General features: G+C 58.2%; 29 protein-coding genes. 8 read left to right on the forward strand and 21 right to left on the reverse strand.

Annotated elements, in window-relative coordinates:
- Positions 1-399 precede the first annotated feature (399 nt).
- Positions 400-843, reverse strand: a complete 444-nt coding sequence (locus tag AC1MH0_RS19355; RefSeq protein ID WP_480965812.1) for a BLUF domain-containing protein — start codon at positions 841-843, stop codon at positions 400-402.
- Positions 833-2,443: a putative bifunctional diguanylate cyclase/phosphodiesterase gene (locus tag AC1MH0_RS19360; protein ID WP_480965813.1), complete on the reverse strand. Its 1,611-nt coding sequence runs from the start codon at positions 2,441-2,443 to the stop codon at positions 833-835. Before AC1MH0_RS19360 ends, AC1MH0_RS19355 begins: the two co-directional genes overlap by 11 nt.
- Before the next feature lie 540 nt (positions 2,444-2,983).
- Between AC1MH0_RS19360 and AC1MH0_RS19365 the strand changes: the two genes are divergently transcribed.
- Positions 2,984-3,217, forward strand: a complete 234-nt coding sequence (locus AC1MH0_RS19365; protein ID WP_480965814.1) for a hypothetical protein — start codon at positions 2,984-2,986, stop codon at positions 3,215-3,217.
- A 320-nt stretch (positions 3,218-3,537) separates the two neighbouring features.
- Positions 3,538-4,569, forward strand: a complete 1,032-nt coding sequence (locus AC1MH0_RS19370) for a sensor histidine kinase (RefSeq protein WP_480965815.1) — start codon at positions 3,538-3,540, stop codon at positions 4,567-4,569.
- A gap of 268 nt (positions 4,570-4,837) precedes the next feature.
- Here the strand turns inward: AC1MH0_RS19370 and AC1MH0_RS19375 are convergent, their stop codons facing one another.
- Positions 4,838-6,400, reverse strand: coding sequence for an ISL3 family transposase (locus AC1MH0_RS19375; protein WP_480965816.1), 1,563 nt, complete (start codon positions 6,398-6,400; stop codon positions 4,838-4,840).
- A 144-nt stretch (positions 6,401-6,544) separates the two neighbouring features.
- Between AC1MH0_RS19375 and AC1MH0_RS19380 the strand changes: the two genes are divergently transcribed.
- Positions 6,545-6,943 (forward strand): hypothetical protein, encoded by a 399-nt coding sequence (locus AC1MH0_RS19380; RefSeq protein ID WP_480965817.1) that lies wholly within the window; start codon positions 6,545-6,547, stop codon positions 6,941-6,943.
- A 683-nt stretch (positions 6,944-7,626) separates the two neighbouring features.
- Here AC1MH0_RS19380 and AC1MH0_RS19385 read toward each other — a convergent pair.
- The 4 genes from AC1MH0_RS19385 to AC1MH0_RS19400 form a co-directional block, all read right to left on the reverse strand.
- The gene (locus tag AC1MH0_RS19385) at positions 7,627-7,944 is read right to left on the reverse strand and encodes a hypothetical protein (protein WP_480965818.1); all 318 of its coding nucleotides are present in this window, start codon (positions 7,942-7,944) and stop codon (positions 7,627-7,629) included.
- Entirely contained in the window at positions 7,926-8,276 is a 351-nt protein-coding gene (locus AC1MH0_RS19390) for a DUF1622 domain-containing protein (protein ID WP_480965819.1), read from the reverse strand. Before AC1MH0_RS19390 ends, AC1MH0_RS19385 begins: the two co-directional genes overlap by 19 nt.
- A gap of 130 nt (positions 8,277-8,406) precedes the next feature.
- Positions 8,407-10,290, reverse strand: a complete 1,884-nt coding sequence (locus AC1MH0_RS19395) for an AI-2E family transporter (RefSeq protein WP_480965820.1) — start codon at positions 10,288-10,290, stop codon at positions 8,407-8,409.
- Positions 10,291-10,445: 155 nt separating this feature from the next.
- Complete coding sequence (locus AC1MH0_RS19400; RefSeq protein WP_480965821.1) at positions 10,446-11,036, reverse strand: DUF4142 domain-containing protein; 591 nt, start codon at positions 11,034-11,036, stop codon at positions 10,446-10,448.
- Positions 11,037-11,189: 153 nt separating this feature from the next.
- Here AC1MH0_RS19400 and AC1MH0_RS19405 point away from each other — a divergent pair, with 153 nt between their 5' ends.
- A complete protein-coding gene (locus AC1MH0_RS19405; RefSeq protein ID WP_480965822.1) occupies positions 11,190-11,600 on the forward strand; it encodes a DUF3597 family protein in 411 nt (136 codons plus the stop codon).
- Between the two features lie 410 nt (positions 11,601-12,010).
- Here AC1MH0_RS19405 and AC1MH0_RS19410 read toward each other — a convergent pair whose 3' ends face one another.
- A complete protein-coding gene (locus AC1MH0_RS19410; protein WP_480965823.1) occupies positions 12,011-12,535 on the reverse strand; it encodes a DUF937 domain-containing protein in 525 nt (174 codons plus the stop codon).
- Between the two features lie 109 nt (positions 12,536-12,644).
- Positions 12,645-13,676, reverse strand: coding sequence for a YihY/virulence factor BrkB family protein (locus AC1MH0_RS19415; RefSeq protein ID WP_480965824.1), 1,032 nt, complete (start codon positions 13,674-13,676; stop codon positions 12,645-12,647).
- A 36-nt stretch (positions 13,677-13,712) separates the two neighbouring features.
- Between AC1MH0_RS19415 and AC1MH0_RS19420 the strand changes: the two genes are divergently transcribed.
- A protein-coding gene (locus AC1MH0_RS19420; RefSeq protein ID WP_480965825.1) for an IS3 family transposase occupies positions 13,713-14,884 on the forward strand; the annotation gives its coding sequence in 2 pieces (ribosomal slippage) (positions 13,713-13,977 and positions 13,977-14,884; 1,173 coding nt in all).
- On the opposite strand, the gene AC1MH0_RS19425 is transcribed toward AC1MH0_RS19420, so the two are convergent.
- From AC1MH0_RS19425 to AC1MH0_RS19445, 5 genes are all read right to left on the reverse strand, one after another.
- Entirely contained in the window at positions 14,881-15,189 is a 309-nt protein-coding gene (locus tag AC1MH0_RS19425; protein WP_480965826.1) for a hypothetical protein, read from the reverse strand. The two genes, AC1MH0_RS19420 and AC1MH0_RS19425, sit on opposite strands and share 4 nt — an antisense overlap.
- A gap of 96 nt (positions 15,190-15,285) precedes the next feature.
- Entirely contained in the window at positions 15,286-16,572 is a 1,287-nt protein-coding gene (locus AC1MH0_RS19430; RefSeq protein ID WP_480965827.1) for a cation:proton antiporter, read from the reverse strand.
- Positions 16,573-16,689: 117 nt separating this feature from the next.
- The gene (locus AC1MH0_RS19435; protein ID WP_480965828.1) at positions 16,690-17,382 is read right to left on the reverse strand and encodes a hypothetical protein; all 693 of its coding nucleotides are present in this window, start codon (positions 17,380-17,382) and stop codon (positions 16,690-16,692) included.
- A gap of 26 nt (positions 17,383-17,408) precedes the next feature.
- The gene (locus AC1MH0_RS19440; protein ID WP_480965829.1) at positions 17,409-18,029 is read right to left on the reverse strand and encodes an OmpA family protein; all 621 of its coding nucleotides are present in this window, start codon (positions 18,027-18,029) and stop codon (positions 17,409-17,411) included.
- A 232-nt stretch (positions 18,030-18,261) separates the two neighbouring features.
- Positions 18,262-18,426, reverse strand: coding sequence for a hypothetical protein (locus AC1MH0_RS19445; protein WP_480965830.1), 165 nt, complete (start codon positions 18,424-18,426; stop codon positions 18,262-18,264).
- 329 nt (positions 18,427-18,755) lie between these two features.
- Between AC1MH0_RS19445 and AC1MH0_RS19450 the strand changes: the two genes are divergently transcribed.
- A complete protein-coding gene (locus tag AC1MH0_RS19450) occupies positions 18,756-18,989 on the forward strand; it encodes a hypothetical protein (protein ID WP_480965831.1) in 234 nt (77 codons plus the stop codon).
- A gap of 322 nt (positions 18,990-19,311) precedes the next feature.
- Here the strand turns inward: AC1MH0_RS19450 and AC1MH0_RS19455 are convergent, their stop codons facing one another.
- The 7 genes from AC1MH0_RS19455 to AC1MH0_RS19485 all read right to left on the reverse strand — a co-directional run bounded on the left by AC1MH0_RS19455 (position 19,312) and on the right by AC1MH0_RS19485 (position 24,340).
- Positions 19,312-20,094: a Crp/Fnr family transcriptional regulator gene (locus AC1MH0_RS19455; RefSeq protein ID WP_480965832.1), complete on the reverse strand. Its 783-nt coding sequence runs from the start codon at positions 20,092-20,094 to the stop codon at positions 19,312-19,314.
- A 70-nt stretch (positions 20,095-20,164) separates the two neighbouring features.
- Positions 20,165-20,404, reverse strand: a complete 240-nt coding sequence (locus AC1MH0_RS19460) for a DUF6894 family protein (protein ID WP_480965833.1) — start codon at positions 20,402-20,404, stop codon at positions 20,165-20,167.
- A 53-nt stretch (positions 20,405-20,457) separates the two neighbouring features.
- A complete protein-coding gene (locus AC1MH0_RS19465) occupies positions 20,458-20,847 on the reverse strand; it encodes a BLUF domain-containing protein (protein ID WP_480965834.1) in 390 nt (129 codons plus the stop codon).
- An 88-nt stretch (positions 20,848-20,935) separates the two neighbouring features.
- Positions 20,936-21,601, reverse strand: a complete 666-nt coding sequence (locus AC1MH0_RS19470; RefSeq protein ID WP_480965835.1) for a sigma-70 family RNA polymerase sigma factor — start codon at positions 21,599-21,601, stop codon at positions 20,936-20,938.
- On the reverse strand, positions 21,598-22,335 hold the full coding sequence (locus tag AC1MH0_RS19475) for an ATP-binding protein (RefSeq protein ID WP_480965836.1): 738 nt from the start codon (positions 22,333-22,335) through the stop codon (positions 21,598-21,600). The genes AC1MH0_RS19470 and AC1MH0_RS19475 overlap by 4 nt, the downstream gene beginning before the upstream one ends.
- Before the next feature lie 332 nt (positions 22,336-22,667).
- On the reverse strand, positions 22,668-23,450 hold the full coding sequence (locus AC1MH0_RS19480) for a Crp/Fnr family transcriptional regulator (RefSeq protein WP_480965837.1): 783 nt from the start codon (positions 23,448-23,450) through the stop codon (positions 22,668-22,670).
- A 170-nt stretch (positions 23,451-23,620) separates the two neighbouring features.
- Positions 23,621-24,340 carry a Crp/Fnr family transcriptional regulator gene (locus AC1MH0_RS19485; protein ID WP_480965838.1) on the reverse strand — a complete coding sequence of 240 codons (720 nt, stop codon included), beginning with the start codon at positions 24,338-24,340 and terminating at the stop codon, positions 23,621-23,623.
- Between the two features lie 168 nt (positions 24,341-24,508).
- On the opposite strand from AC1MH0_RS19485, the gene AC1MH0_RS19490 reads away from it, so the two are divergent.
- The gene (locus AC1MH0_RS19490) at positions 24,509-24,796 is read left to right on the forward strand and encodes a hypothetical protein (RefSeq protein WP_480965839.1); all 288 of its coding nucleotides are present in this window, start codon (positions 24,509-24,511) and stop codon (positions 24,794-24,796) included.
- Positions 24,793-24,960, forward strand: a complete 168-nt coding sequence (locus AC1MH0_RS19495; protein ID WP_480965840.1) for a hypothetical protein — start codon at positions 24,793-24,795, stop codon at positions 24,958-24,960. The genes AC1MH0_RS19490 and AC1MH0_RS19495 overlap by 4 nt, the downstream gene beginning before the upstream one ends.
- Positions 24,961-25,001: the final 41 nt, after the last annotated feature.

The following is a 25,001-nucleotide window of genomic DNA, read 5'->3' on the forward strand; positions in this document are numbered from 1 at the left end:
GACTTCAACGGCATACCGCGCGCTCACCCCACTGCCCGAGATCCGAGCCGGTGCGAAACGTCCGTCTGCAGTACAGTGCTTTTTAGCCTATACCCGGATTGACACTAAGCACGACGTCCCGCCTCTTCGTGATAGGTGACGGAGAACTTCAAGATTTTGGTTTCCGCACAATCGGCCAAAGCGACAGGGTATGTCGCATGTGCCACGCATAGGTTGGGGCAGCATCGGTCGCTTAACCTGCCGCCTGACGACAATCGTGTTTTCCGACACCGCGTGAACCCAACGTGGTTTGCGAGAGGCGGCCGCCAACATTGATCTGCTCAACGTACTTGAGCGCAACAGGACGTAGTACGATCACCCCGTCCGAGCGAGGTATACCGAAAGCCCGTGCATGACCAATTACGCGGCCGCGCGCTCCTCTTCCACTGCCAGATCGCGCAGAATCGAATGCAGCTTGTCGCCGCTGAAGCGAGACGGATCAAAGTCGCTAGCTGTTGCCACATCTGCGAAACGGGCCGCATCGTGGTCGGATAGGCCCACGAAACCCATCGCCCAGTTCGGAAAACTTCGAGTCGTGATAGGCTCCATCGCGAGGAGGGAGACCTCGCTATGGCGGTCGTCCTGCTGGATCCGCTCGAAGGCGACTTCCACCACATCGAGGGGCCCTTCGAGTACCTGAGCGAAACAGCCCGCGTTAAACATCAACGCGCCGGTGATGCCGTCCCGTTTATTGTTGGCGCGGCTCGTCGCAAGGATATCATTCACCTCTGCCGCAAACGTTTCGACGTCGCCGGTCGTCAGGTTACGACTGTAATACACTAAACGATAGGTTTCAGCGGACATCACCGTCTCCTCCGGATTTGTTGGTAAGGAAGAACTGCACGTTAGCCTGTGCCATCGGCCGTCCAGTGAGGTACCCCTGCACATGGGTACAGTTCTGATTACGTATGCGCTTGAGTTGCTCGGCGGTTTCAACGCCCTCCGCAGTGATCTCCATGCCGAGACTGGTACCGAGACTGGAGACTGCTCTCAGAATGGCTTCGCTGTCGGGATCGTCGCCGGCAACGAACGAGCGATCGATCTTGATCTTGTTGAACGGAAACTTTTGGAGGTAGCTCAGCGACGAGTAGCCGGTACCAAAATCGTCCATCGAAATCTTCACGCCCAGAGCGCGTAGCGCGTGCAGTGTCGCTAGCACGTTATCTGTGTCCGCGAGAAGGGCGCCCTCGGTAATCTCGATTTCCAGGCGCTCCGGCTTGAGCCCCGATCTGGCAAGCGCCAGTGACACGGACGCGAGCAACGTGTCTGCCTTGAACTGTAGCGGCGAAACGTTGACGGCTACAACGAGATCACCGGGCCAAGATGCAGCCTCCATACATGCTGTCAGAAGTACCCATTCGCCGATCTTTACGATCAGCCCGTTTTCTTCAGCGACGGCGATGAAGTCGAGCGGGGGCACGTTGCCGCGGACAGGATGCTGCCAGCGTAACAGTGCCTCAAAGCCCATTACGGTATCCGTCGAGAGATCGAGGAACGGCTGGTAATGAAGTTCAAACTGCTTGAGCGCCAACGCGCGGCGTAAGTCGATCTCCAACTCCCGGCGCTCCTGAAGCAGCGTGTCCATCCCGTGCTCGAAAAAGCGGTAGCGTCCGCGGCCCGCCCGCTTTGCCTCGTAAAGCGCCAAGTCGGCGTTACGAAGTAGGTCGCGGGGCTGCATCGAACCGGACCCCAGCCCCACACCAACGCTAATGCCAATGTTCACTGTGTGCCCACCGAGCACGTAGGTCCGGCCGATAAGGTCGACGAGGCGCTCGGCGAGAAGCTCAGCGTCGCGTGGCGAGCGGATGCCACGCTGAAGGATGACGAACTCGTCGCCTCCAAGCCTGGCGACGAGATCGTCTTTGCGTGACGCCTTGCGCAGTCTGTCCGCAACCTTTATAAGTAGCTGATCACCAATGCCGTGTCCCAGCGTGTCGTTGATCATCTTGAAGCGATCAAGATCGAGGCAGAGCACCGCGACCGGCTCGCCACCCTCGGCTGTCCCGGGTAATGCGCGCTCGAGTGTCGCCATAAAGGTGTTGCGCAAGGCGAGCCCCGTCAGGTCGTCCGTCTGAGCCTGCACCATTTCAACGGGAGCGATGGCAACCGGCCAGAAACTGACGCAAATGTTTCCCCCGCCAACCGGATTGAACAGCGCGTCGTACGCTTCGGACTGACGCGTCATCAACCTCATGCTCGATGGGCCGTCGCCGATCGAAGTGGACCGTAGATAGTCGGCGAAGATATCGGCCAGCGTCAGCCCGACGATCCAGCCACCAAAGCTGGTCGCGGCGGTTGCGTTGGCGTAGGTGATTTCATTGTTGGCGTCGACGACCAGAACCGGGTGCTGCAGTGATTCCAGGATCTGACCGGAGGAGAGCATTGCGGCTTCGGAGTTCTGCATAAGGTGCTCAAACATAGGTCTAAGTGCTCCGGCCTCTCTACGGCTTACCGTTGACAGGCGAACAAGACGTTAAGGCTTACGCACATCATACGTGACGTAAGCTTGCTATTGACCGTGAGCGCTTTGGGGAGAACTACGCTGAACGTCTCGGATTGGCGTGAGGAGCGCGGCGTCCCGGGATGACGGGGGTGGCACTTGCTTCCCATAGCCCGTGAGTCAGCGTTGAAAGTGCGACCCCGGTCTGGGCAACACAAGCTCCTGTAATTTCTTGACAAATATGGGTTATAAAGGGGCCCCAATCGGCGCCGATCCACAATTTTGAACCGATAAAGTTCACAGTGGCGCACCGTGCGTTTATTCGAAAAGTCTCTGCGCTAGATCATTAAATAAAGATATTGCTCCATGCCCGTTACGATTGGCCGATCGTGCCGAAGGAGGGGGTCTTTCTGAAAAGGAAAGCTGCCGCTACCGAATCGAAGCTCTTGGCATTTGCTGATCGATGTTGTCGATCGGACTACCGCCCGCTGATATGCGGTTTGTATGCCCACCTACACCGTCACAATCATCAATGGACACTTCTCTCAGACAGGGGAGCAGGAATCGCGCGATAATATCGAGGCGTGGAAGAGCGCTATTTCCAGCGCGATTACGATCGCTGCGGATCAAGTATCGAATGGCAATCCTTTCTTCGGCGCAGAGGTGACCGTCACGCTGGGCAAGGAGCAGATTGGCCGATACCTTGTCTCGGTGGGCGCTACTCCGCTGAAAGACTAAAGTCCGTTATTGGGCGGATACGGTTCGGCCGCTTTTAAGCGCACGGCGTTTTGCGACGACCCAGAGGCTGCCGTCCGAAATCACCTGTTGGTTGTACAGTATTGCCGGCGATCGAGATTGTCGGAGTTCGCGGTGAGTCTCACCGAACGGGCGAGACGGGGCCGGCCTTCTCAAAAAGGATCCCTTTTGCAACGCGACGGACACTGCTTTTGGCCACTTAGTGTAGCAAAACTAGCAACTTTACAGACATCCGAAACTCAGGAGTTTGGCGACAAAGACGGGCGATGACGGCAAGCGTCAAAGATCGTACCAGCCGCGTTATGAATGAACCTGCCGCTTTGAAACGACGAACACGCTGGATCGAGCGGCTACCGGTTGCACGCAACCGCCCTGTTCTCGGCACGATTGTCATGTTGGCGATCGTCGCCGGGGCGCTGGCGCTGCGGATGGTAACAGCCTCGCTGCTCCCGCCGGGCTTTCCCTACGTCACTTTCTTCCCAGCAGTGATCGTCACATCATTCCTGTTCGGGGGGCGGCTGGGCGTGGTTTCGGCTGTCCTATGTGGCCTGCTCGCCTGGTACTTCTTCATACCACCTACATACAGCTTCGAGATGACGCATGGCACGGCTTTTGCGCTCGCCTTCTATGTGTTCGTCGTCGCAACGGATCTGGCACTCGTTCACTGGATGCAGGCTGCCAACCGGCAGCTCGCCCGCGAGCGCGAACTGAGCCGGTCGCTGGCAGACACGCGGGAGCTGCTGTTTCGCGAGCTGCAACACCGTGTATCGAACAACCTTCAGGTCGCAGCCGGGCTGCTCAACATGCAGAAGCGCACGCTGGACGATCCCAAGGGAAAGGCGGCACTGGACGAGGCGACACGCCGGCTTGCCCTGATCGGACGCATCAGCCGGCAGATTTACGATTCCTCCGGTCTCGCTCAGCCGCTGCTGCCCTTCCTGGGTGAGCTGTGCCAGGGTGTTATCGAAGCAAGCGGCCGCGATGACCTCGTGCTGGAAGTGCAAGGCGATAACGAACTCCGGCTCCATCCTGATGCGGCCATACCCACCGCGCTCGTCATCGCTGAGGCTGTCGCCAACGCCATCGAGCATGGCTTTCGCGATGGTCGAATAGGGCGGATATCTGTTGGGGTCGGCATGCATCCCGAAGGCGCGGCGGTCACCGTTCATGACGACGGACACGGGTTGCCGGAAGGGTTCGTGCATGACGGGACCAGGAGCCTAGGTCTGCGCATAGCGACGACGCTGGCGAGCGGCCAGGGCGGTCGCTTCCGGATCGAGCCGCGTGGTGGAGCGCTAGCGACCCTTACCTTGCCATCTAACCTGATAGCATAGCGGCGGGATCATCTTGGGCGTCTTAAAACGTTCGTCTTCGAACAGTTAGGGCCAATCCGCGGACGCCGAAAGTGCCGAAACCGTTCTCATCCCCGATCTGCTCGCCGACGATTGCTATCGGACCAGCATCCTCGCCGCACAGAGCGTGCGATTCTATGCCGGAGCACCGCTAACCATACGGGACGGCTTCGGCCTGGGGTGTCAATCGGCGTCCAAAAAGGACCCCCTATCGGCGTCCAAAAGAGGCTCTGACGCACATTTGATGATCTCAGAGCCATGCGGGGCCGACCAATCGCGCTTCGAGTAGGTCCAGTTTACCGCGTCCGTACATCTGCCGTTTTACCAACTTCAGCTTAGTGATCTGCCCTTCGGTCTGCCCGTTTGACCACGAGGTGATGATGGCGGCTCGAACCGCGGCGATGTCGCGTGCAATTCCATTGGCAAAAGACGCTACCAGGCTGGCTCGGCCACGCTCGATCCAGGGAACGAGATTCCCCTCTGTTTTGAGCCGGATCATTTCGTGGAATCCGTCGACGACGGTACGCGCCTCAACGAGCGTCGGTACGCCTGCCTCTACCGCAGCAACCGTCACAGTTTCTGCCCTCGACAGGGTATCGCGCCCGGTCGTCATCAACCTGGCGATAGTTCTTGCCGAGGGCACGCGTTGAAGGGACTCCGTATCGACCCGCTCAGCCTGTCGCTGCCGGCTAGCCCATTCGGTTACGACCCGCAGCGACCCACGAAATCCTTGTGATCTCAGGCGTCGCCAGAGGTCAGCACCATTGTGAGATCCCGCTGCCCACTCTCGATCCAGCCACGGCAGATAGGTTTCCAATGAGCTCTCCCGAACCCTGAACACATCGCTACGTTCGCCACGCAAAATTCGGCGGACCAGGCCACGACTGTGTCCGGTGCGGCGCACGATCTCCTTGATAGATGCCCCGTCCTTGGCAATCGTCAGGACGGAAGCAATGGTCTCCTCACGGTGAAGATATCCCTGATATTGCAGGTGCTCCGCCGCTGTCAGCAGGGCGGGGTTTATGGTCATGGCACCGACGGATTGGCGGATTTGGCGCATCGACCGACGGACCGCCTCAAGAAATGCATGGCTCGCGTTTTCCATCAGGTGCCAGCGGTCCGCGACCTGGACTGCGTGCGGCAAAGCCTTTGCGGCAGCCCGCGCATACGCCCCACCGCGGTCCCGGGCGACGACCGTGATCTGTGGCTGGGTGGTAAGCCATGCCTGAGCCGTTGCCGGTTCACGATCCGGGAGCAGGCTGATTGGCTTTCGCCGCTCCAGATCGCAGATGATCGTGCCGTATCTATGATTGCGCCGCCACGCCCAGTCATCGATACCTATGACCGTCGGCGCTGGCCTTACCGGGCACCCGCGCCGACGTACCACTCTTAGCAACGTGTCGTTGCTGACCGGGAGCATCAGTCGCTTGGCCAGGCTTGCGGCAGGCCGGCCGCCAAGCGCCAGCCCGAGATGATGTACGAGGACGTCGAGACGCCCGGTACGCCGCGCCCAAGGCGCCAATACCCCAGTGGGAAACTGCTCAGTAAAGATCTGTTGCCCACACTGGGTCGCTGCACATCGAAAACGGCAAACTTCGGCGATCAGGCGAACTGATCTCCCAGCTAGTGGCAGGTCGGCGATACGACGCTGATAGCGGCTATGGACCCGGTTACTGTCAGTTCCGCACGTGGGACAACAGCTCGATTTTGAAATGCTGCGAACCGTAACGGTCGTTCGGTCGCCATCGCTGGACGCCGCGACCATCGCAAACCCAGCAGGGATGAGAGACGAGGGGTGAAGCGCCTTGTGCATGACGATAATCCCATCTGGAGCCAACGCCAGCAGACCTCATAACTGCATCAAAATTGAGTCAGAGCCCTTTTTCCACGCCGATCCACAGGCCTGGGGGCCTTGTGCGTGCTCGGCACGGAACCGAGAACCGCTACGACCGCCGAGATGGCGGCGCTGGACGATCTGGCAAAGATGGTCATGTCGCAGATCGAGCTTCAGCACGCCTTTGGTCGGATCGATCCGTTAGCGGAGCTTCTGAAGCAAATGAGTTGCGACGAGGGCCAGGGATACTCCTTTGCCCGGCCTATGGAGCTCGCCAGTTTCGAGCAGTGGCTTGATCGCCAGGAGGATGCACGAGCAGCTGCTAAAAAAATCAAAGCCGACATGCTTATCCGCTACCAACGGCTGGCCTGTCGCAAAGGCAGGGACATACGTGACGTCCGGAACTCAGCACGTTCGCGACATGTCGTGCGTACAGCCATACGGTTTGGAATGTTGCCAACTGGGAAGGGCGGCAGCGTTAGAATTCATACGTTCATACGTTCATACGACTGGATCACGTGAGGTGGAGCACGGCAAGCAGGCCTAGGCTGATCGCTACTAGACCGAGTAGCGACAGAACCACCGCACCCGTTACACGCCCACCGGTTTTGTCTGACCTGCTACGGGTCAGGACAGCCACCGCTTCAATGCCATTGTCACATTATTACTGCAATGTTGATTAAGGTGAATCGTTCGGCTTGTTGTGGATCTATACTTCAGGAGCTAGCAGATGCTCCCTCCAGAATGCTGCTAGTGTCCAGCTCTCGGGTTGGAGCCCAAACGACGCGGTCAGCCTGTCTGTTTTATCAGCATTTTTCAGACGAGCTGGCCGCTGCCGGGTAGGCTTGCAAGACTGGCACCGATTGGGAACATCACGCTGTCCCCGAGGACCCACTATCGCGCATTTCTTTCAAATAAACTCTAGGCAGCGACAGATCGACTAAAATTATCATCTGTTAGGCGGGAGACATTCCAATGTCCGTCTGTTCGTGTCTCCTAAGTCAACTCCATTGTAGTTGACTAGATTCCCAACGCTGTAGCCGGCAAACCATGCAAGGCATGCCGCATAATCTTCTATTGGCCACGGACAATCCAAAGGCGTCGTTCCCGCTGATTTTCCAGCCCGCAAGCCTTGCATATGCGCGATAGCAACTGGGTGAATGACTCTATCCATCGGAAATCATTCAGATATTTTGCCAATAATTTCAACGAAAAAATCCCTTGTGATGGCTCACGCCGTTGCCGATCGCCACGGCACTACGGCTGGCCTTAGGTCGCTCCCCACCCAGCCATTCCTGGAATTCGATCGCCTGTATAATCCAGGCGGCGCTTCCGACTGTCGTTATGGGATATGCCAATGACACCTGTTCACTGATGTTCGACATCCTGATTGAACAGCAAAGAACCGCAACGTCCATCAGGTTATACCTTTTTCGAACGCATCCATCATGCGCTTGCACCGAATAACTGAGTTGCTTGATCAGTAGAGGTACTTTGCTTGGCGTCATTGTTTCCTCTGCCAAGGCCAGCGTCCTTCGATCTCGACCTCTAGTGAGAAGCTTAGAAAGGTGCGGATCAAGACAATTCCGGCAAGCACAATCAGGCTTCGGATCGTCGGCTCAACAGCGACCGTATTGATAATATCGGCAGCGACAAGGAACTCGAGTCCCAGCAGAATTGATTGACCGAGGCTCGAACGAAAGTTCGATACCAACACATCGTGTTCCGCAGCTTTCTTCACCATCTTCATAAGGAAGGCTATTAGGGCACCAAACGAACCTACGACTATTATACCGATCCTAACTATCTCCACGATGCGGGTGGCGAGATGAATCCAGTCCGCTTCGCTGTTCATGGTTTCCCTTCTTTCAAATCTATCGCGTAAATTTATGCTCATTCAGCATATACGTTGGCAGGTAATAGTAGAATACTTGTGAATAATTCGCCGATACTGGTTCCTGTAAACTATGTATGCATCAAGAAGATTAGGCTGCTTTCGAATAAGGTCTTGTTTCTACGATCACTGCGACCGCATCAGCCAACGAGCTTACATAGCGGTCCGCACCCAAGGCCTGTTGGATCCCAGTATCGCTAAGGGTAGCTTCTCCCTGCGGCCATAGCCCGACAACAATGCGCGCGTTTGGCGCTCGGGCACGCAAGCGCCGGACAAGGTAACGCAACTGCGCTGGCGAACCGGTCATCTCCAGATAGGAAATGGCGATCACATCGATCCCGGTTAGATCCAACGTCTGCACCGCATCACGGGACACTTCGGTATTGGGAATACGTGTCGCTTGCACCCCTTGCTGACCTAGCAACTGCGTGAGCATAGCAGTAACAGCGTCATCGAACGGACCGTGCCCCGCAACGCAGGCGACCGTTTGAGCCTTTGCCATGGTGTCAGACGGTGCTGCCCCTGACGTTGGCTGTAGGTCCTCGATCACGGACATCATCGATTTGGTCATCTGCGCCGCACCAGCGCGGTCGATTGTCCCGTGCGCTTCGTCTTCGACTGCCAGCTTCAACCCTTCAAGCACGACCCCGTCATAGTATTCCGTGAGAGACCGGTCCGCGAGAAGCATCTCCGCCTGTGCCAAAGCCTCGTCGGGGTTCCGGGCCAGAATGCGCTGGTAGAAGCTTTCGATAGGTGTCAGCGCCGGTCTGTCGCCTAGCATGACGTCGAAGAACTCCAGGCTCTTCACGTGGCGTCCAATGACCACCAGACATAGCGTCAGCGGTGTGGACATGATGAGCCCGATCGGCCCCCAAAGCCATGTCCAGAAGATCGCCGATACAATCACCGACACAGGCGAAAGGCCTGTCGAGTGGCCGTAGAGCAGTGGTTCGACCACATAACCGGTGAGCGGCTCGATGATCGCGAAGAGAGCTACGACTTCCAGCGCCATGCCCCAGCCTGGATCCACGGCCGCACCGAGCGCCGCAGGAGCAACTGCTGCCAGGAACGGCCCGATATAGGGTACGAAGCGCAGCAGACCCGCCATCACGCCCCACATGGCCGGCGATGGTATGCCGATCAGCCATAGACCAAGGCCTATAACGACGCCGAAGCACGTGTTCACAGCCAGCTGGGAAAGGAAATATTTGCTGAGGCGCTGACCCGCGTCATCGATAGCACGCGTCGTGCGGTGCAGGTCGCTCGATCCGAACACTCGGATAAAGCGATCGCGCAGATCCTCCTTATGCATCAAGACGAATATCGCCACGATGAGGACGATGACCGTCGTCTCCAGCGGGCCCAGGATGGGTTCGAGAACCGTACGCGCTATCGCAAACGGCGACGTGCTGCCTTGAACGACTTCCACTGGAATAGGGCGGCGCTGGTCGGACGCTGTTACAGCCGGCGGTGTTGCCAGCGTTGCCGGCGCGGCACGAGGCCGGGCAGTTGGTCGCGAGCCACCCAGTTCCTTGGTGATCGAGGCAAGGCGTGCGACCGCAAAGCCCTGAACCCCTTGGACCTTTGCTTCTATCGTGCGGGCGTATTGCGGCGCGTTCACCGTCAGCGACGCGGCCTGACTGCCGATGAGCGCGCCGAACAGGCCCAAGAGACCCAGGGCCGCTATGACGGTCAGGATCACGGCGGGCGCACGCCAGAGACGCAGACGCTGCAGCAGGTTGACGACCGGTGAGAGAACGAAGGAGAGCATCACCGCCAGGGTGATCGGGATGAGCACCTCCTGACCGAAATACAGGGCGGCGATGACGAGCGTGCCAACGGCCACGCCGGCCAGCGTCTTGAGTTCCGGCGCCGAGGCCGAGCGGATCTGAGCCGCACCTGGATTGTCCGCGGGCGCTTCGCGGCTACCGGTCACGACATCCTTGTAGCCGGCGATATTGTCGGGGCTGCTCATGCGGAAACCTTCCTGCCGGGGCTCGCGTATCGGTCACGTCGAGACCCGGCACGAAGCATTTTTCGTTGTATCCGTCCTGACGTCAGGACGGGCAAAGCCGAGAGGTACATCTGCTGTCCCTCTCGGCTTCATACTTCATCGTCTGGGACGCTACCTCAGGACTTGAGCGCTTTCGCCATGTTGAGATGCGCTGCGACCGTGGGTGCCAGACCCGACGCGAACGTCTTCAGCTGGGGCACGTCGCCGGTTGCAGCATATCCCTTGAGCGTATCGAGCGTCTGCTGATGCCCGGCGACCTGGGCAGCCGCGTATGCGGTGTCGAAATCAGTGCCCTGCTTGCTCTTTAGATCGGCAAGCTTCTGCTGCTGCTCAGCACTCAGCGCCGGGTTGGGCGTCAGAGCTGGCGACAGCGTTGCCGTCAGTGCCTTCAGCTTCGCAGTCGAACCATCATGTGCGGTGATCATCTGGCCAGCGAACTTCTTTACCGCAGCAGATGCGCCGTTGGTTACGGCCAGCTTCGAGGTCTCGATCTCGAACGCATCGCTTGCAGCCGCCATGTTGACGAAAGCCTGCGCACCTGAGGCCGGTGCTGCCATGGCATCATTGGAACCGGCTGCATTCACGTCCGTGGCAGTCGTGTTGGCGTAGGTGCTGTTATCGACGGCGGTCGTATCGTCGGCCTTCTTGCCGCATGCGGCCAATGACAGGGCCGCTGCCGACACCAGTGCCAGGGTCTTGAAGTTCATCATACTCTCCATCTGCTCGCATATTACCGCTGCCTGCTCAACGCGTGCCTCCTGAGGACCGTTCCGCACGAGCAACGAACTCCGGACCGATCCTGAAGCGAGTTCGTTCTAGCCGTCCGCCGGCACAGCTGCCGGCCTTATCGGGACACGGTTATGAGCATCTTCAGCACGATCATGAACAAGGTTTTTCACCACAAAGCCGCACCAGCCGCTGCACCGTCTCAGGCTCCAGCCGCGGCGCCGCAGGCTGCACCACAAGCCGCGCCGACCGCTGCCGCCCAGCCCGCCCCCGCAGCGCCTCAGCAGTCCGTCGATGTCGGTGCGGTCCTCAGCGAGATGGCATCGATGAAAGATGGCGGGGGCAACTACCAGAGCTCGATCGTCGATCTTTTGAAGCTGCTGGACCTGGATTCCAGTCTGACCGCTCGCAAGGAACTCGCCAGCGAACTGAATGTCCATGCTGCAGCCGACGGCTCGGCCGAGCAGAACATTGCCCTTCACAAGGCAGTGATGGAGAAGCTTGCCGATAACGGCGGTATCGTTCCAGACAGCCTGCGCAACTAACGCGGCCGATCCGGAGGGGACCGCACCCTATGCGGTCCCCTCTGTCCTCAGACTGCTGGCTTAACCGCCCTCATTTCTAGCGAGCAGGACTAGCGTTCGGAGGCGTCGCAGTGACGGTTCCCTGCGCTGCTTGTGCTGGTAGCGTTTGACTACCACGCGGTGGTCCATTCGGCTCCTTCTGAAAGCCTTGCGCGGCGAGCCAGCATATCGTGACGACGAGCGCCACGATCAGCACGAAGATGATGATTGCCACCGGACCAGCCCGCTTGTTTCCTCGTTTCCGCATCACATGCGCTCCCTAGTCATGCCGTCGATGGTATTGTCATGCCGTAGGCCCGTGGCGATGAGATGTTCCTGGATCGTAAATCCGCCGGTTTGATCGAGCAGGACGGTCTTATGTCCGGACGGCTCTATCGCCGCTCGCCGAAGACCGAACCAAGAATGCCCCCCAGTCCGCCGCCAAGACCGCCCCCGGGCGCAGCGCCTGCGACTCCAGCGCCACCTAGGCTGCCAAGTACAGATCCAAGGATCCCGCCAAGGCCGCCTTGCTGCCCGCCCGAGCGCCCTGTCAGATGGCCGGCCACCAGCATGACCAGGATCGGCAGCATCTGCTTCAGAAGCTCAGGCGCTAGGCCGCTGCTCTGCGCTGCGTTGTCGGCGACCTCACGACTGCCGTCCTTCGACCCAAAGATACCGCCGAGGATCTGATTACCGCGATCGATCTGCGTCGGCTCGTTGCCCAACACGTTCGCAGCAAGGTCTGCGCCGCCAAGCGTGTTCACATGGGCGTCTAACTGCGTCGTGTTATTCCCCATGCCGCCCAGAACCGACGGCAGCAGCGCCTCGGCGCCGCGCTGGGCTTGCTCACGCGGTATGCCTAGTTGGGCGGCGAGTGCATCGATGCCACCATCAGGCAGCAGGTCATTGAGATACATGTCGGCTTCCTTGTTGTGACGGGTACCAACAGATGCTTGGACCTATCGGTCCGGTCCCCTTCGATCGAGCTAGGACCTTGGATCAGCAGGCATGCGCTGTCTGCACATATTAGTCAGGAAGTTCGGGCGTACCTGAGCCAACGGGTCGGCCGGATAGCCAACTAAGCCCTCCCCCGATAACGAGCAGCCCTGCCCCCATAAGCGCCTTGTCACGGCGTCGCAGGAGAACAAGCCCGCCAGTAACGATGACGGACGGTACCATGCCGACTTTGCCCAGGCCGGTTACGCGTGCTGCACGCACGACCATGCGGCCGGCAGCGTACTCACGCAAAGGTGAAGGCGTAGACGGTGTGGCTTGGGATACCGCCTTGTCACCATTTGAGGGCTGCGGTCCTGGTCCTGGCTGCGGCGCTATCTCCGCTCCGGAAGCTACCGTGTCGGCTGCGTACGCTCCGCGATCGCCGAGCGATTTGGTAGGCCCCCTGGTCGTGTCTTGCGTGGTCTGTCGCTCCAGCTCGCAATTGAACTCGGCGCCGAGCAGTAGAATGTAGGCGGACAAGTAGAGCCAGGTCAGCAATACGATCGCGGCTCCCATCGAGCCATAGGTCGCGTCGTAGCTGCCAAAGTTTGCCACGTAGAACCCAAAGCCAAGGGTAACGACCAGCCACAACACAGTCGTCAGCACCGAGCCAGGCGTCAGCCACGTCCACTTCGCCTCATCGCGATTGGGCGCGTAGCGGTAGAGCGTCGCCGCTGCTGCGGCTCCCATACCGGCCATGACCACGTAGGAAACAATCTTTCCCGCTATGAGAACGATGGCAGAGGCGGAGGGGAACAGTGTGTCCAGACTGCCCATCGCGGCTATCGCCATGATAGCGACGATGGCGATGAGCACTGCCCCGGCGGTGATGGCTAACGCGATAAGGTTCAGCCGAACAAAGCTCCGCGTTTCCTCTTCGTCATAGGCGATATTCAGCGATGTAATAAGCGCGGTTGCGCCTTTCATCGCACCGTACAACGCGATGCCGAGCGCAAGCAGAAGGCCGAACCCCTTCTTACCGTCCGATGTCGTTACAACGTTCGCCAGCTGTTCGCCGATTAGCTTGGCAGCATCTGAGCTGCCCCCTTCTGAGCGGTCCATCGACTATGAGAGTCTGGATCAAGGAAGGGACGACGAATGCCTGCGAAAAAGCACAAGCCGGAAGAGATCATCGGGAAGCTGCGTGAAGTTGAAATCGTCCTGGGCCAGGGCGGGACGACCGCCGAGGCGTGTCGGCGGATCGCGGTCAGCGAGCAAACCTATTACCGCTGGCGCAAGGAATATGGTGGGCTGAAGACGGATCAGGCTCGTCGGATGAAGGATCTGGAGAAGGAGAACCTGCGGCTGCGGCGTGCGATCTCCGACCTGACACTGGACAAGCTGATCCTGCAGGAGGCGGCACGGGGAAACTTCTAAGCCCCGCGCGGCGCCGACGCTGCATTGACCAAGTGAAAGAGGTGCTGGACGTATCCGAGCGACGGGTGTGTCGCGTGCTCGGGCAGCATCGGTCGACGCAGCGCAAGGTGCCGTGTGGGGCAGATGACGAACAGGCGCTGACTGAGGACATCGTTGCGCTGGCCGGGCAGTATGGACGCTACGGTTACCGCCGGGTGACCGCACTGCTGCATGCCGCGGGGCGGTCGGTGAATCATAAGCGTGTCGAACGCATCTGGCGGCGTGAGGGGCTGAAGGTACCACAGAAGCAACCCAAGCGTGGCCGGCTGTGGTTAAACGACGGCTCGTGCATCCGGCTGCGGCCGGAGTATCCGGGGCATGTCTGGGCGTACGACTTTGTCGAAGCGCGAACGCACGACGGGCGCAAGTTCCGGATCCTCACGATCATCGACGAGGCCAGCAGGGAGTGCCTGGCGCTGACCGTCGCACGTCAGTTGAAACACGAAGACGTGCTGGCGGCGCTTGCCGAGCTGTTCATCGCGCGAGGTCCGCCAGCGCATATCAGGTCGGACAATGGCAGCGAGTTCATCGCTACCGCGGTCCAGAAATGGCTCGGCCAAGTCGGCGTGAAGACGCTGTACATCGCGCCGGGCTCGCCATGGGAAAACGGCTATAACGAGAGCTTCAACGGTTCGCTTCGCGACGAGCTACTCAACGGCGAGATCTTCTACAGCCTCGCCGAGGCAAGGGTGCTGATCGAGGCGTGGCGGCGTCACTATAACACCGTCCGACCACACAGCAGCCTGGGCTATCGACCTCCGGCGCCAGCAGCAGCGACCCCGCCATTGCCGGCCTCCGGCTCCGCTTCGCTCCACCTACGCCCGGCAATGGCGGCGGAGGCGACGATGCACTAACTATCTACCCGGACCACCCGGTGGGGGCTGCTCACATCTGTCGGCATGACGGACGTCAGCGACTGGACGTTCTTCATCACCGTAGCAGGTGTAGCAACGAGCCCATAGCTCAGCACGACGGCGCCCAGCATAGGCACCATGGCGAGCACGCCGCAGAAAGCCACGCCAGAGGCTACTAGGCTAATATTGTCTTGCCCCCCCTCCTTCCAGGCTCGCAGAGCAATGTCCTTCCAACCTTTGGCAGGAATTGCCCAGGGACTGGCGGCATCGTGCCCCCTGGCGTTCGTCGTGTTCGTCTCGGCCATGCCGTGTCCCCTTAAGCATTTATTACACTCTTGGCATGCGATCACCACGCTCACGCTACACGCCAGTGTCGATACGATCGCGAATACAGAACAGCCTCAAACCTCTACGGCGGGCGGCGCATCCTTGTCCGGATCGCGACCGTGCTGCCGATCAAGGAGACGCATGATCGGCGTGACAGTGAGCCCGTGCAGAACGATCGAGAACAGCACGACCAATCCGAGTAGCCCCCACAGGCGTTCTGCGGCAGCGACGTGGATGTGGTTGAGGCCGTAGGCCAGATAATAGATCGACCCGACACCGCGGATGCCAAAGAAGGCGAGCGTCAGCTTCTCGGACCGATCTGCCCGGTGGCCCGCCAGACCGATGAGCCCCGTGATCGGGCGGATGACCAGAAGGATCACGAGCGCGACAAGGACATCTGTCAGCGAGACCGATGCCAACAACCCACTGACGAGCGCGCCGCCAAACAGGAGCAGCAATACCATCATCGCAAGGCCTTCGATCTGCTCGGTGACATCGTGCATATCGTGGTGAAAGTCGTGCGTTCGGTGTGTCCCCCGAAACGTTAGTGCCGTGACGAATACCGCTAGGAAGCCGTAGCAGTGGATCAGTTCGGTAAACCCGTAGGAGATGCAGGTCGCGGCCAGCGCGATCAGGCCGTCACCGGTTTGCGCGAGCTTGCTCTGCGCCGGGACATGGAAGGTCAGCCAACCGAACGTACGGCCGATCAACCAGCCGGCGCCAACGCCTGCACCAATTTCCCATATAACCCGGTACGTCAGCCACTCACCCAGGTTCGACTGGCGGGTCCCAACAGCCGCTGCCAGCATGATGGCAAGATGGACGAACGGAAACGCGAAGCCATCGTTCAGGCCTGCCTCTGATGTGAGTCCGAAGCGCACTTCATCTTCGTCTTCGCTCTTGGGCGGCCCGACTTGGATGTCAGCTGCCAGAACGGGATCCGTTGGCGCCAAGCTAGCTGCGAGCAGAAGGGCGATCGCCCACGGCAGTCCCATCCCCCACGCTGTCACTGCGGTGATGGCCAAGATTCCCAGCGGCATAGTGATAGCAAGCAGCCGCCAAGTGACGGCCCAGTCCCTCCACCGAAACACCCGGTCAATCTTTAAACCGGCGCCCATCAACGCGATGATGACGACGAACTCGGTGAAGCGTTCGGTGATTTCAGGGTAGAGAAGCGGCAGCGGCCTGAGCGTGACCTGTGGAACCGAGAACAGCGCAGCGCCAAGCGCAATGCACACGATCGGTAACGACAACGGCAGCTTACGGAGCGCCAGAGGCAGCCAGACGACCAACGCGGTAAGCAGGCCAAAGCCGGTGAGAATGAGAATGTAAGGGTCGGGCAACCCGGAAGCGGCGATCATGACGGGTCTTTCCGATAGGGAATCAGACTATGCCGCAGGAAGGCACGCATTACTGGTCGGCTAAAGAACTAGGTGAATGGGAGCGATGGCGCTGCCATCGCTCCTCAACACTTAAATTTACGAGCGGTCTGGACCCTTGCCCTGCTCGCTTTCGCCACGATGCTCCTGTTCGATACCATCGCGCTTTAGGCTCTCGTTCCCGAAAACGCTGCCGGCAGCCTGCTTGACGTTGCCAAGCGCCTCGTCGGCCATGCCCTTCGCCTTGCTGCCGGTGCTATGGTCGTTGCCGTACGAACGCACTCGCGACGAACCGCGATCGAGGTCTCGACGCCCGTAGATCGATGATGTGTTAGCAGGTTGCACGTCGTCTCCAGACGCTGCAAAGGCTCGATCCGGCGAAGCATTGAGACCGTAGCTAGCAGCGGTGGCAGCTGCTTCGGCGGGCTCGTAGTCCCAACCGGACGACCGCCAGGACTCGGCACGCTCGTCTATATCGACGGTATTGGCTTCTTCGAGGACATTAACAGCCTCACCGACAGAATCGTCATCCACGTTTGCCGTAAGAAGAAAGCCACCACGACGTACACCTTCCTCGTAGGTATGACGGTCATGGTCGGGCAAAAACGCATTCTTGATCGACGCCCAAATGCCGCGATCTTCGTGCGTCGAGTTCGTGGTTTCACTGTAGCCGTCGCTGGTCTTATCATGGATGCGGATGTGATCGGCATCCACACGTGACTGCTTCAGGCGTTCTTGGGCCGCTTCAGCGTCGTTACGGTCATCGAATAAGGCGGTGATGGTGCGGGTCATAGGTGATCTCCAAATATGTCAGTGAATTAGCGCGACGTTACCACCAGTTCGGTGCGGCGGTTCTCAGCCTGACCGGCGGTCGTAGCGTTGGTGTCAACCGGATCGGTTTCGCCGCCCGAAACGGTCTCGATCCGAGCGGCATCGATGCCCTGCGCAACCAAGCCGGCCTTGACAGCGTCAGCGCGTGCCTTGCCGAGAGCGACGTTGGCAGCGGCGGGTCCCCGAGCGTCGGCGTAGCCGGCGATGCGGACGCGCGTATTACCGTATTGCTTGAGAACGGTCGCGATGGTCGCCACTTCCTGTGCGTCGCCCGGACGCAGCGCGCTCTTTGCCGTATCGAAGGTCAGCTGTTCGAACTGGAATGTCCGCGGTGCGGCTTCGGTGCCGCTAAGGTAGCCGCCAAGGCCTGACGTACCAACGAGCGCTGTTGCGGAAGCGGCGCCGGGCGTCGTCGCGACGACTTCGGTCGGCGTCGAACTCGGTGCGGTTGCGACCGCTACGGTATCGTCATGGCCACAACGACCCAGCGCAAACAGTAGCGCCAGGATCCCCGCTGCAAGCGCAATCCAAGCGAGCCAGTTAGGCTTCTTTTTTTCGACATGGATCGCGCGCGGTGGCGCCCCATCGGTCTTGTGCGGGTCAGCCATTTCAATCCTCTTATGTTAAATGCATCGAAGCCATGCTGTCCTCGATACCAAGCCGTAACGATCGCTATCGCTTTTCGGGCGCACCCCGAACGAAGCGCGCTCAAACGATCCGGAATGCTACGCTATGGCTTGAAGCAGGATAGCTGATGCTCGCGCCGCGCAGATAGCCCATGATATGTTTTAGGAGCACTGCCAAATAGCAGAATTTCTACTTAAGCGGACTGCGGTTACTTCAGATAGAAGACATACGACGAGACTTTTGATCGTCATGCAAGTGACTATCATTACCCTCGATTTCCGTGCTGCTGTCATCTTCGCCGCCAGCTCCGGTATCAGGCTCGTTAGGGGTATCCGTCTTTGCGTTCTCGTCCGCCGGCTGATCGTCAATGTTCGCCATGTTAAATCTCCGTTTCAATCGCTACCGGCGTCTGGACCGAGCTTACTTTTCCCGGCCTTAACAAGCTTTTCGACCTTGTATGGATCGCCCTCGAAAACGTCGATCGCTTTAATTCCCACATCAAAACCTTAAGCTTCACCTGACCGTTGTTCGTTATTGTTCACGAAGCCCTCCAGTTATGAAAAGCTCAACGTAGGGGTGGCGCGATTGGGTACACCACGCGACCAGTTTTATAATAATGTCGAAGATCGAGTAGCCATCTAGGTCGCTGTATCATTTGAACCGACGTTGATCGGCAAGACCTACCTAGGCATGCGACCAGACGCTGCATGCTGCATGATACTCACATCGAGATATTCGACTGCGTCAGCGAGCTTTGCCGCGGAGAGAATGCAGCTGCCATTGCCGAGCAAAATCAAAGCGGCTTTCATCATTTTCGATGCCTCAGCCATGTCCTGGCATTTCTGCATTTCCGTATCGATGCCGCCCGGACCGTTAGCTCCCGCTACCTGATCGAGATGCTTGCTCTGAGACCCAGAGACCTCCGGGTCGCGTGCCGCTAATGTGTTACGACGCTGGACGGCGTCCCTTCGGCTACTGTCGGTAGCATGCTCCGAAGCTCGATCTGCCGCCCAATCGGATTTGCTGCGTTCTTGTAGCCCCACCGATCGCATCCCGTAGTTATTATCGAGGTCGCCTCCAGCCGGTTGGGATGCTAACGCGCCTGACCAGAGGATGCGATCCACACCAAATAACTTGCTGCCTTGTTCATATCTTATCCTTGATCAACGATATGACGCCTTGGCAACAATATTCCTATTGATCGGACGCCATAAACCCGTCGATTGACCCACTATCGTCGATCGACTGTCAAGTTATTTAGCATCAAGATTTCAGACGCCGATGTAGATAATTGTCGTCAAACCCGGCGATGCGTGCGAGCACTGAAAGATTGCAGATTGTCATAGACGAGCCACCGAGCTCTAAAGCGCCCTCCTGGCGTAGCTTGCGAAGCACGCGGTTTACGTGAACTGGCGTCAAACCCACCGCATCCGCCAGCACGATCTGTGAGAATGGCATGACGTAACGATCGAAGCCGTTCTCATCGACGTTGCGCAGTCGAAAGCATAACTCGCAAAGCAAGTGCGATACCCGCTCAAGGCTATTGCGTCGACCGAGGCTGACGATCGTTGCACGCAACATCGCGGCCTCGACAAGCTGTGTCCACCAGAACACGCGAATGAGCGCTGGCGATGCTTCGACAAGCGCTTCCATTTCGGGGCGCTGAATGGTGGCAATCCTCGCCGCCGTCAGCGTCTCGATATTGTGATCCATTTCATCGAGTACACCGACGTGCATATCGCAAAAATCGCCGGGCATCATGAAGGCGATGATCTGCCGGTTGCCGTTTGGCAGTATCTTGTAGCGACAGGCCCAGCCTTCGAGAATGACGAATACCGGTCCTGGTTGATCGCCCTCCCGGATAAGGTCCTGCGCCTTCCTGTACGACCGGACTTGAAGGCAGGCATGCCGCAGACGCTCCTCGTCCGCCGCCTCCAACGGTGCAAACGTGTTCAGCTTGTCAACAAAGGCATGGGCAGCAGGCGGCTTTGAGCGTCCGGTGGATACATTGCTCTCGTCGGGCAAAGTCGCGCGATCACGTGTCATGGGTTGTCCCCCGGGCATCTTTACCCGTGCTTTGAAGTATCGTGAGCACCCCAGGCTGCGGGGTGGCGGATTAGGTAAGGACGTTCACCGCACGCACGTCGACTGTTGCGACGACGACGTTGAAGAGGGGTTGATGATCCTCGTCACAAACATCAACTTGCCAATGACCTTGGCTTGCATATTCGGGGAAGTCGCGCAAGTATTCGCCTAAGTAGCTAATCGCGGCATTGCGTGCTTCTCCGAGATTCTCACACTCAAGACCGATGTCATCAACGTCAATGCCTATCATATCAAAGAAATATCGTGGCATTCATGGCCTCCTATACTGCCCCCGCTTTTTCGACGGTCAACGTTGTCACAAGATCAACCGGCTGCAAGAAGGTCTTCGAACAGCTTCTGCACTGGATATGGCGCTAGCTTGGTAAGCTGTGCGATGCGGATCACATACTTCTTGTGTTCTCTCATATTCTGGTAACAGGCCATTTCCCATTGGCCGAACTCCCTATGGGAAGTCAGACGTCGACTGAGCACAAGTAGCTCATTATGACGGTCATCCTGGATGATACGGATGAACGCGTCTTCCACGACTTCCTTTGGCCCTTCGATTGCCTGAAGGTATTTTCCCGATTTGACGAGCATGAAGCCGGTGATTTCATCACGCCGATTATTATCAACCGACAACTTGCATAAAGTCACGAGTTCATCTTGCGCCAAGATTCTCGTCGCAACACTGATATAGACGATTTGCAGCACGTCTTATTTTCCTAAGTGCCTGACAATAAACACTTAGATCATATACCATCACTTTAATCTAGATCATATTTAATAAAATAGTAACATTTCACGCCGTTCTGAAGCACATATCCGTTTGATCGAACGCGAGTTTCATCTTTGCAAGACCCCGTCGGATCTTGCTTTTAACCGTTCCGAGTGGGACCGCCGAACGCTCGGCTAATTCGGCGTAGGTTGCTCCATCGAAAAATGCGGATATAATTAGCGCCCTGACAGCCGGATCGAGCGTACCAAGTAAGTTGGTAAGATTACGTTTTGTTTCGAGTGACATCAGCAGGAACTCGACGCTCGGGCTTTCGTCGATAATGTCCGGAGCAGCCTCGAGTGGCAGTGCACGTTCACGGGGGTGACCCCGTCGCCAATCGATCGCCTTATTCCGCGCGATCATAGCCAACCAGGAGATTGGACTCGCCCGGCCAGGCACCCAGTCACCGGCACGGCGCCAGACGATAAGATAGACATCGGCGAGCACGTCTTCGGCGCCACTTTGCTCTCCACAGATCCGCACGCAAATGCCGAATAGCTTTGCGTTCGTCGAAAGATACACTGACTGAAACGCCGCCCGATCGCCGCGGCCTGTAGCGATCAACGCCTCGGCAAGAATGCGCGCCTGTGGAGTCAGCACGAAAGGCGGTTGGTAGAGCGCTGGTACGGGCGTCATATCAGTGGAGCGACTGTCCAGGTTCAGGTCGGGGTGAAGGTCAGGCCGGATCACCAAGGGTTGAACACGACTTGGACACGCAATCCGCGTCCTGGACAATCCCGCTCGATTGCCCCGCCGATAAGGCCTGATAGTTGATCAAGGAGCTGCGTACCGTTGCCAGGCTCCTTACCCTGCGGCATGCCGATGCCGTCATCTTGGACCGTCAACGCACCCACATCCCCATGCCGGGTCAAGGTTATCGAGAGTTCGCCAGCGCGGCCAGCCGGGAATGCGTATTTGACAGTGTTGATCACGAGTTCGCTGGCAATCAGGATCAGTGCCCGCCGCTTGTCCTTTGGGAGCCAGAGCTCGTCTAGGCTCAACCGCAAAATAAACGCCCCTGCATCTTCGACAAACAGCGTGGTCAATCCGACGATGACATCGCGCAATATCGGCGTACATGGGAGGAGAATATCATCGGGTCCGTCCGTAGCTATGGCGGCATAGGCGCTGGATAAAGTGGCAGCATGGCGCTGCACAGCGCCCGGATCCAAGGCCAGGTCGAGAACGGGGGCAAGGTTCTGCAGCGATGCGAACATTTGCGTAAAATTGGTCGCACGGTGATGTGCGTCCGCCGCCCAAAGGGCATGCCTTCCCTCGCCAGCAACATTTGCTGATGAACAAACGAACGTGCTCGAACGTGAGCCGGGATGATCAGGTCTCAGCAGGTCGAGTAGTGATGTCGACCGCCTGCCAATCTCTGTGATCGACTTTTGATTTAGGCCCGGTTCGATAAATGTTGGCATCGATCTTCCCCCGTGCGACCACGTGTCGTGGTAGCGCGAGACGCCCGCGCCATCTTGATCATGGTCAAGATTCTTGTGCCTCTGCATAGGTGCACTGGAGACATTTGCTGGAAGATCAAGGGCATCACCCTTCTATCGTGGCCGTGATCGCCCCGGGGCAAAGCCTGGCAAGCGCTATCGTTCGCTCATGCCCAAGTCGGCCAAGCGGTCTACGACACACATTTGGCTGTCGGCGAGCTTGGCACCGAGCAAATACTCCTCGGCGTCGTCAGCGACGCGAAGGAGTTCCTCCAACGTAATTCTGATCGCGTTAAGTTGCGCGCGCGCCGTCTCTACGCCTCGATCCCGCTCCATTCCAAACCTCCTTCTGCCGTTGAAATTCCTTTAGTCTGCGCCTGATGGAGGTAGCGATCGTCGAAGTCCGATGCACGCCGAAGCTGCTCCCAATGGGGTAGCCGTATCTGACGGCTTTTTCGCAGTATGAGACCATCGTCCTCCAAGATACGCAAAACGCGATTGACGTGTACCGGCGTCAGTCCGAGCGCGTCAGCCAGTTGCTCCTGCGTCATGGGCAGTTCATAATCCTGCCCGGGTGGGAGCCCTTCCATGTCGAGACGGGCCGCGATCTCACAAATGAGATGGGCGACGCGACCGCGCGCGTCGCGACGACCGATGTTCAGAATCCATTCGCGGTAGACCGAGGCATCGACGAGTACGCCGAGAAGAACTGCATGCCCTATCAAGGCCGCCGACTTGGCCAAGGCGCCAAAGGCGCTGCGTGATACTGTCAGGACGTCTGAACGCGACAACATCTGAACATTGTGGTCAGCATAATCGAGGAATAGGTTCTGCATATCGAGCAGATCGCCTGGAACATGAATTGCAACGATCTGTCGCGTTCCGGCTCCGGTAAGCTTATGGCGAAAGGCAAATCCAGTCATCAGCAAGGCGCATTTATCGGCCCTGTCTCCTTCCCGGACCAGATAGGCACCAGACTCGTAGCTGGTGACCTTGAACGGTAAAGCGAGGATCGCGTCCCGGTCACCTGGCGAAAGCACGACGTACTTTTCGAGGCTCTTAGCCATTCTGGCCATGGGAGAGGTCGTATCGAGCATTAGTTGCCTCCTGCGCAACGGTATCAGGGAGCGCGTCCCTCAACCGCCGGCAACGTCCCACCGAGCGATGCCGCTAGATTACCAAAGTTCTTATGCACAAACGCAACATAGATCAATATCCAGGGTGTATGGCGCCTACAGGCATTCCAACAGCACTACTCCCCGCCTTTTCAGGCGAGACGAGTACGCCGGTGCAGATAGCCTTCGTCAAACCCAGCGATACGGACAAGTTTATCGGGGTCACTTACTTCAAGGCTACCGCGATGGAGCGTCATAGCACCGGCAATGCGTAAGTCTTTCAGCACCCTATTAATATGCACGCTCGTCATGCCCAATGCGTCGGCTAACAGAACTTGGGAAAGCGGAAGCGTAAGCGTCGCTTCACCAGTCATGGCGATATCGCGTGCGCGTAGGTAAAGCTCGCACATGAGGTGAGCAACCCGTTCAATGCTGGTTCGACGACCCATGCTTGTGATCCATGCGCGCATCGTGCCTTCGTCGACCAGCTGCGCGATATACATGGCTTTGGCGATCGCAGGTCGCCGCCTCATCAGTTCATCCATGTCGACACGCTCGATGGTCGCGACACGAGCAGGAGTGATCGTCTGGATGCTATGATCCATCTCGGCCAGCAGACCAATATGCAGATCACATGCATCACCAGGCATCAGAAAGGCGAGAACCTGACGCGTGCCGCTGGGAAGTATCTTGTAACGACATGCCCAGCCTTCGATCATGACGAAGACCGGCCCCGGTCGGTCGCCTTCACGGATGAGGTCCTGACGTGTCTTGCTTACGCGCGACCGGGACGTAAGCGCAACCAGCTCCGCAACGTCGGCGTCAGCAAGCGGCGAGAAACCACGGAGTTTTTCGACGAAGCGGTTAGTCATTCGAGCTTAATCCCATACCGGGCGAATATGTGATATTGTCGAATGTTATAGCTTAAAGTTAACCTCAATGAGGAAAGCTGGCCAGATTTCTGCTAGTTCCGGTGATGCCGAAGACAGAGAAAGTTTCGCCATTGGCGAAGTGCAACGTCTTGGCCTCGAACCTGGAGCATGATGATGATCGGAGTAAGCAACGATAACGAGGGGCTCTGCCCGGCCGTTAGATCGGAAGCCCCCGATGCGCACGGCCAAGCCGCGATGCTGCTCGTGGAAAGCTTGATCCACAACCTGATTGAACGCTCCGTTCTGAATGTGGCCCAAGCTATCGAAATCGTCTCCATTGCAATGGACGTGAAAACCGAAATTGCAGCCGACCTCGATGATAACGATTCCAGGGACAGGTCCCTTGCCTTGCTGTCTTCGATCCGCGGGAGTCTCCGGACCGACGCCGCGGCATGAAACAAGCCGAACACGGCGTTGTTGGTCAATGCCCGTGTGATAACGACCAGCTGATCCTCGCGATCGACAACGCCTTCCTCTCGATCATCGGCCGCGAAAGGAGAGACGTAATCGGCAAACAGGGTCTCATAGGGTTTGGGTCGGGAGCCCGCTTGACAATCTAAGCTCGAAATCAGCACAGACCTTTAGCCGCGATACGACCAAT

Source organism: Sphingomonas sp. AP28, from assembly GCF_056680455.1.

Coding starts and splice junctions, on each gene's coding strand:
- AC1MH0_RS19355 (WP_480965812.1), bottom strand. CDS start 843: ATGTCCGCTGAAACCTATCGTTTAGTGTATTACAGTCGTAACCTGACG.
- AC1MH0_RS19360 (WP_480965813.1), bottom strand. CDS start 2,443: ATGCAGAACTCCGAAGCCGCAATGCTCTCCTCCGGTCAGATCCTGGAA.
- AC1MH0_RS19365 (WP_480965814.1), top strand. CDS start 2,984: ATGCCCACCTACACCGTCACAATCATCAATGGACACTTCTCTCAGACA.
- AC1MH0_RS19370 (WP_480965815.1), top strand. CDS start 3,538: ATGAATGAACCTGCCGCTTTGAAACGACGAACACGCTGGATCGAGCGG.
- AC1MH0_RS19375 (WP_480965816.1), bottom strand. CDS start 6,400: ATGCACAAGGCGCTTCACCCCTCGTCTCTCATCCCTGCTGGGTTTGCG.
- AC1MH0_RS19380 (WP_480965817.1), top strand. CDS start 6,545: ATGGCGGCGCTGGACGATCTGGCAAAGATGGTCATGTCGCAGATCGAG.
- AC1MH0_RS19390 (WP_480965819.1), bottom strand. CDS start 8,276: ATGAACAGCGAAGCGGACTGGATTCATCTCGCCACCCGCATCGTGGAG.
- AC1MH0_RS19395 (WP_480965820.1), bottom strand. CDS start 10,290: ATGAGCAGCCCCGACAATATCGCCGGCTACAAGGATGTCGTGACCGGT.
- AC1MH0_RS19400 (WP_480965821.1), bottom strand. CDS start 11,036: ATGAACTTCAAGACCCTGGCACTGGTGTCGGCAGCGGCCCTGTCATTG.
- AC1MH0_RS19405 (WP_480965822.1), top strand. CDS start 11,190: ATGAGCATCTTCAGCACGATCATGAACAAGGTTTTTCACCACAAAGCC.
- AC1MH0_RS19410 (WP_480965823.1), bottom strand. CDS start 12,535: ATGTATCTCAATGACCTGCTGCCTGATGGTGGCATCGATGCACTCGCC.
- AC1MH0_RS19415 (WP_480965824.1), bottom strand. CDS start 13,676: ATGGACCGCTCAGAAGGGGGCAGCTCAGATGCTGCCAAGCTAATCGGC.
- AC1MH0_RS19425 (WP_480965826.1), bottom strand. CDS start 15,189: ATGGCCGAGACGAACACGACGAACGCCAGGGGGCACGATGCCGCCAGT.
- AC1MH0_RS19430 (WP_480965827.1), bottom strand. CDS start 16,572: ATGATCGCCGCTTCCGGGTTGCCCGACCCTTACATTCTCATTCTCACC.
- AC1MH0_RS19435 (WP_480965828.1), bottom strand. CDS start 17,382: ATGACCCGCACCATCACCGCCTTATTCGATGACCGTAACGACGCTGAA.
- AC1MH0_RS19440 (WP_480965829.1), bottom strand. CDS start 18,029: ATGGCTGACCCGCACAAGACCGATGGGGCGCCACCGCGCGCGATCCAT.
- AC1MH0_RS19445 (WP_480965830.1), bottom strand. CDS start 18,426: ATGGCGAACATTGACGATCAGCCGGCGGACGAGAACGCAAAGACGGAT.
- AC1MH0_RS19450 (WP_480965831.1), top strand. CDS start 18,756: ATGCTGCATGATACTCACATCGAGATATTCGACTGCGTCAGCGAGCTT.
- AC1MH0_RS19455 (WP_480965832.1), bottom strand. CDS start 20,094: ATGACACGTGATCGCGCGACTTTGCCCGACGAGAGCAATGTATCCACC.
- AC1MH0_RS19460 (WP_480965833.1), bottom strand. CDS start 20,404: ATGCCACGATATTTCTTTGATATGATAGGCATTGACGTTGATGACATC.
- AC1MH0_RS19475 (WP_480965836.1), bottom strand. CDS start 22,335: ATGCCAACATTTATCGAACCGGGCCTAAATCAAAAGTCGATCACAGAG.
- AC1MH0_RS19480 (WP_480965837.1), bottom strand. CDS start 23,450: ATGCTCGATACGACCTCTCCCATGGCCAGAATGGCTAAGAGCCTCGAA.
- AC1MH0_RS19485 (WP_480965838.1), bottom strand. CDS start 24,340: ATGACTAACCGCTTCGTCGAAAAACTCCGTGGTTTCTCGCCGCTTGCT.
- AC1MH0_RS19490 (WP_480965839.1), top strand. CDS start 24,509: ATGATGATGATCGGAGTAAGCAACGATAACGAGGGGCTCTGCCCGGCC.
- AC1MH0_RS19495 (WP_480965840.1), top strand. CDS start 24,793: ATGAAACAAGCCGAACACGGCGTTGTTGGTCAATGCCCGTGTGATAAC.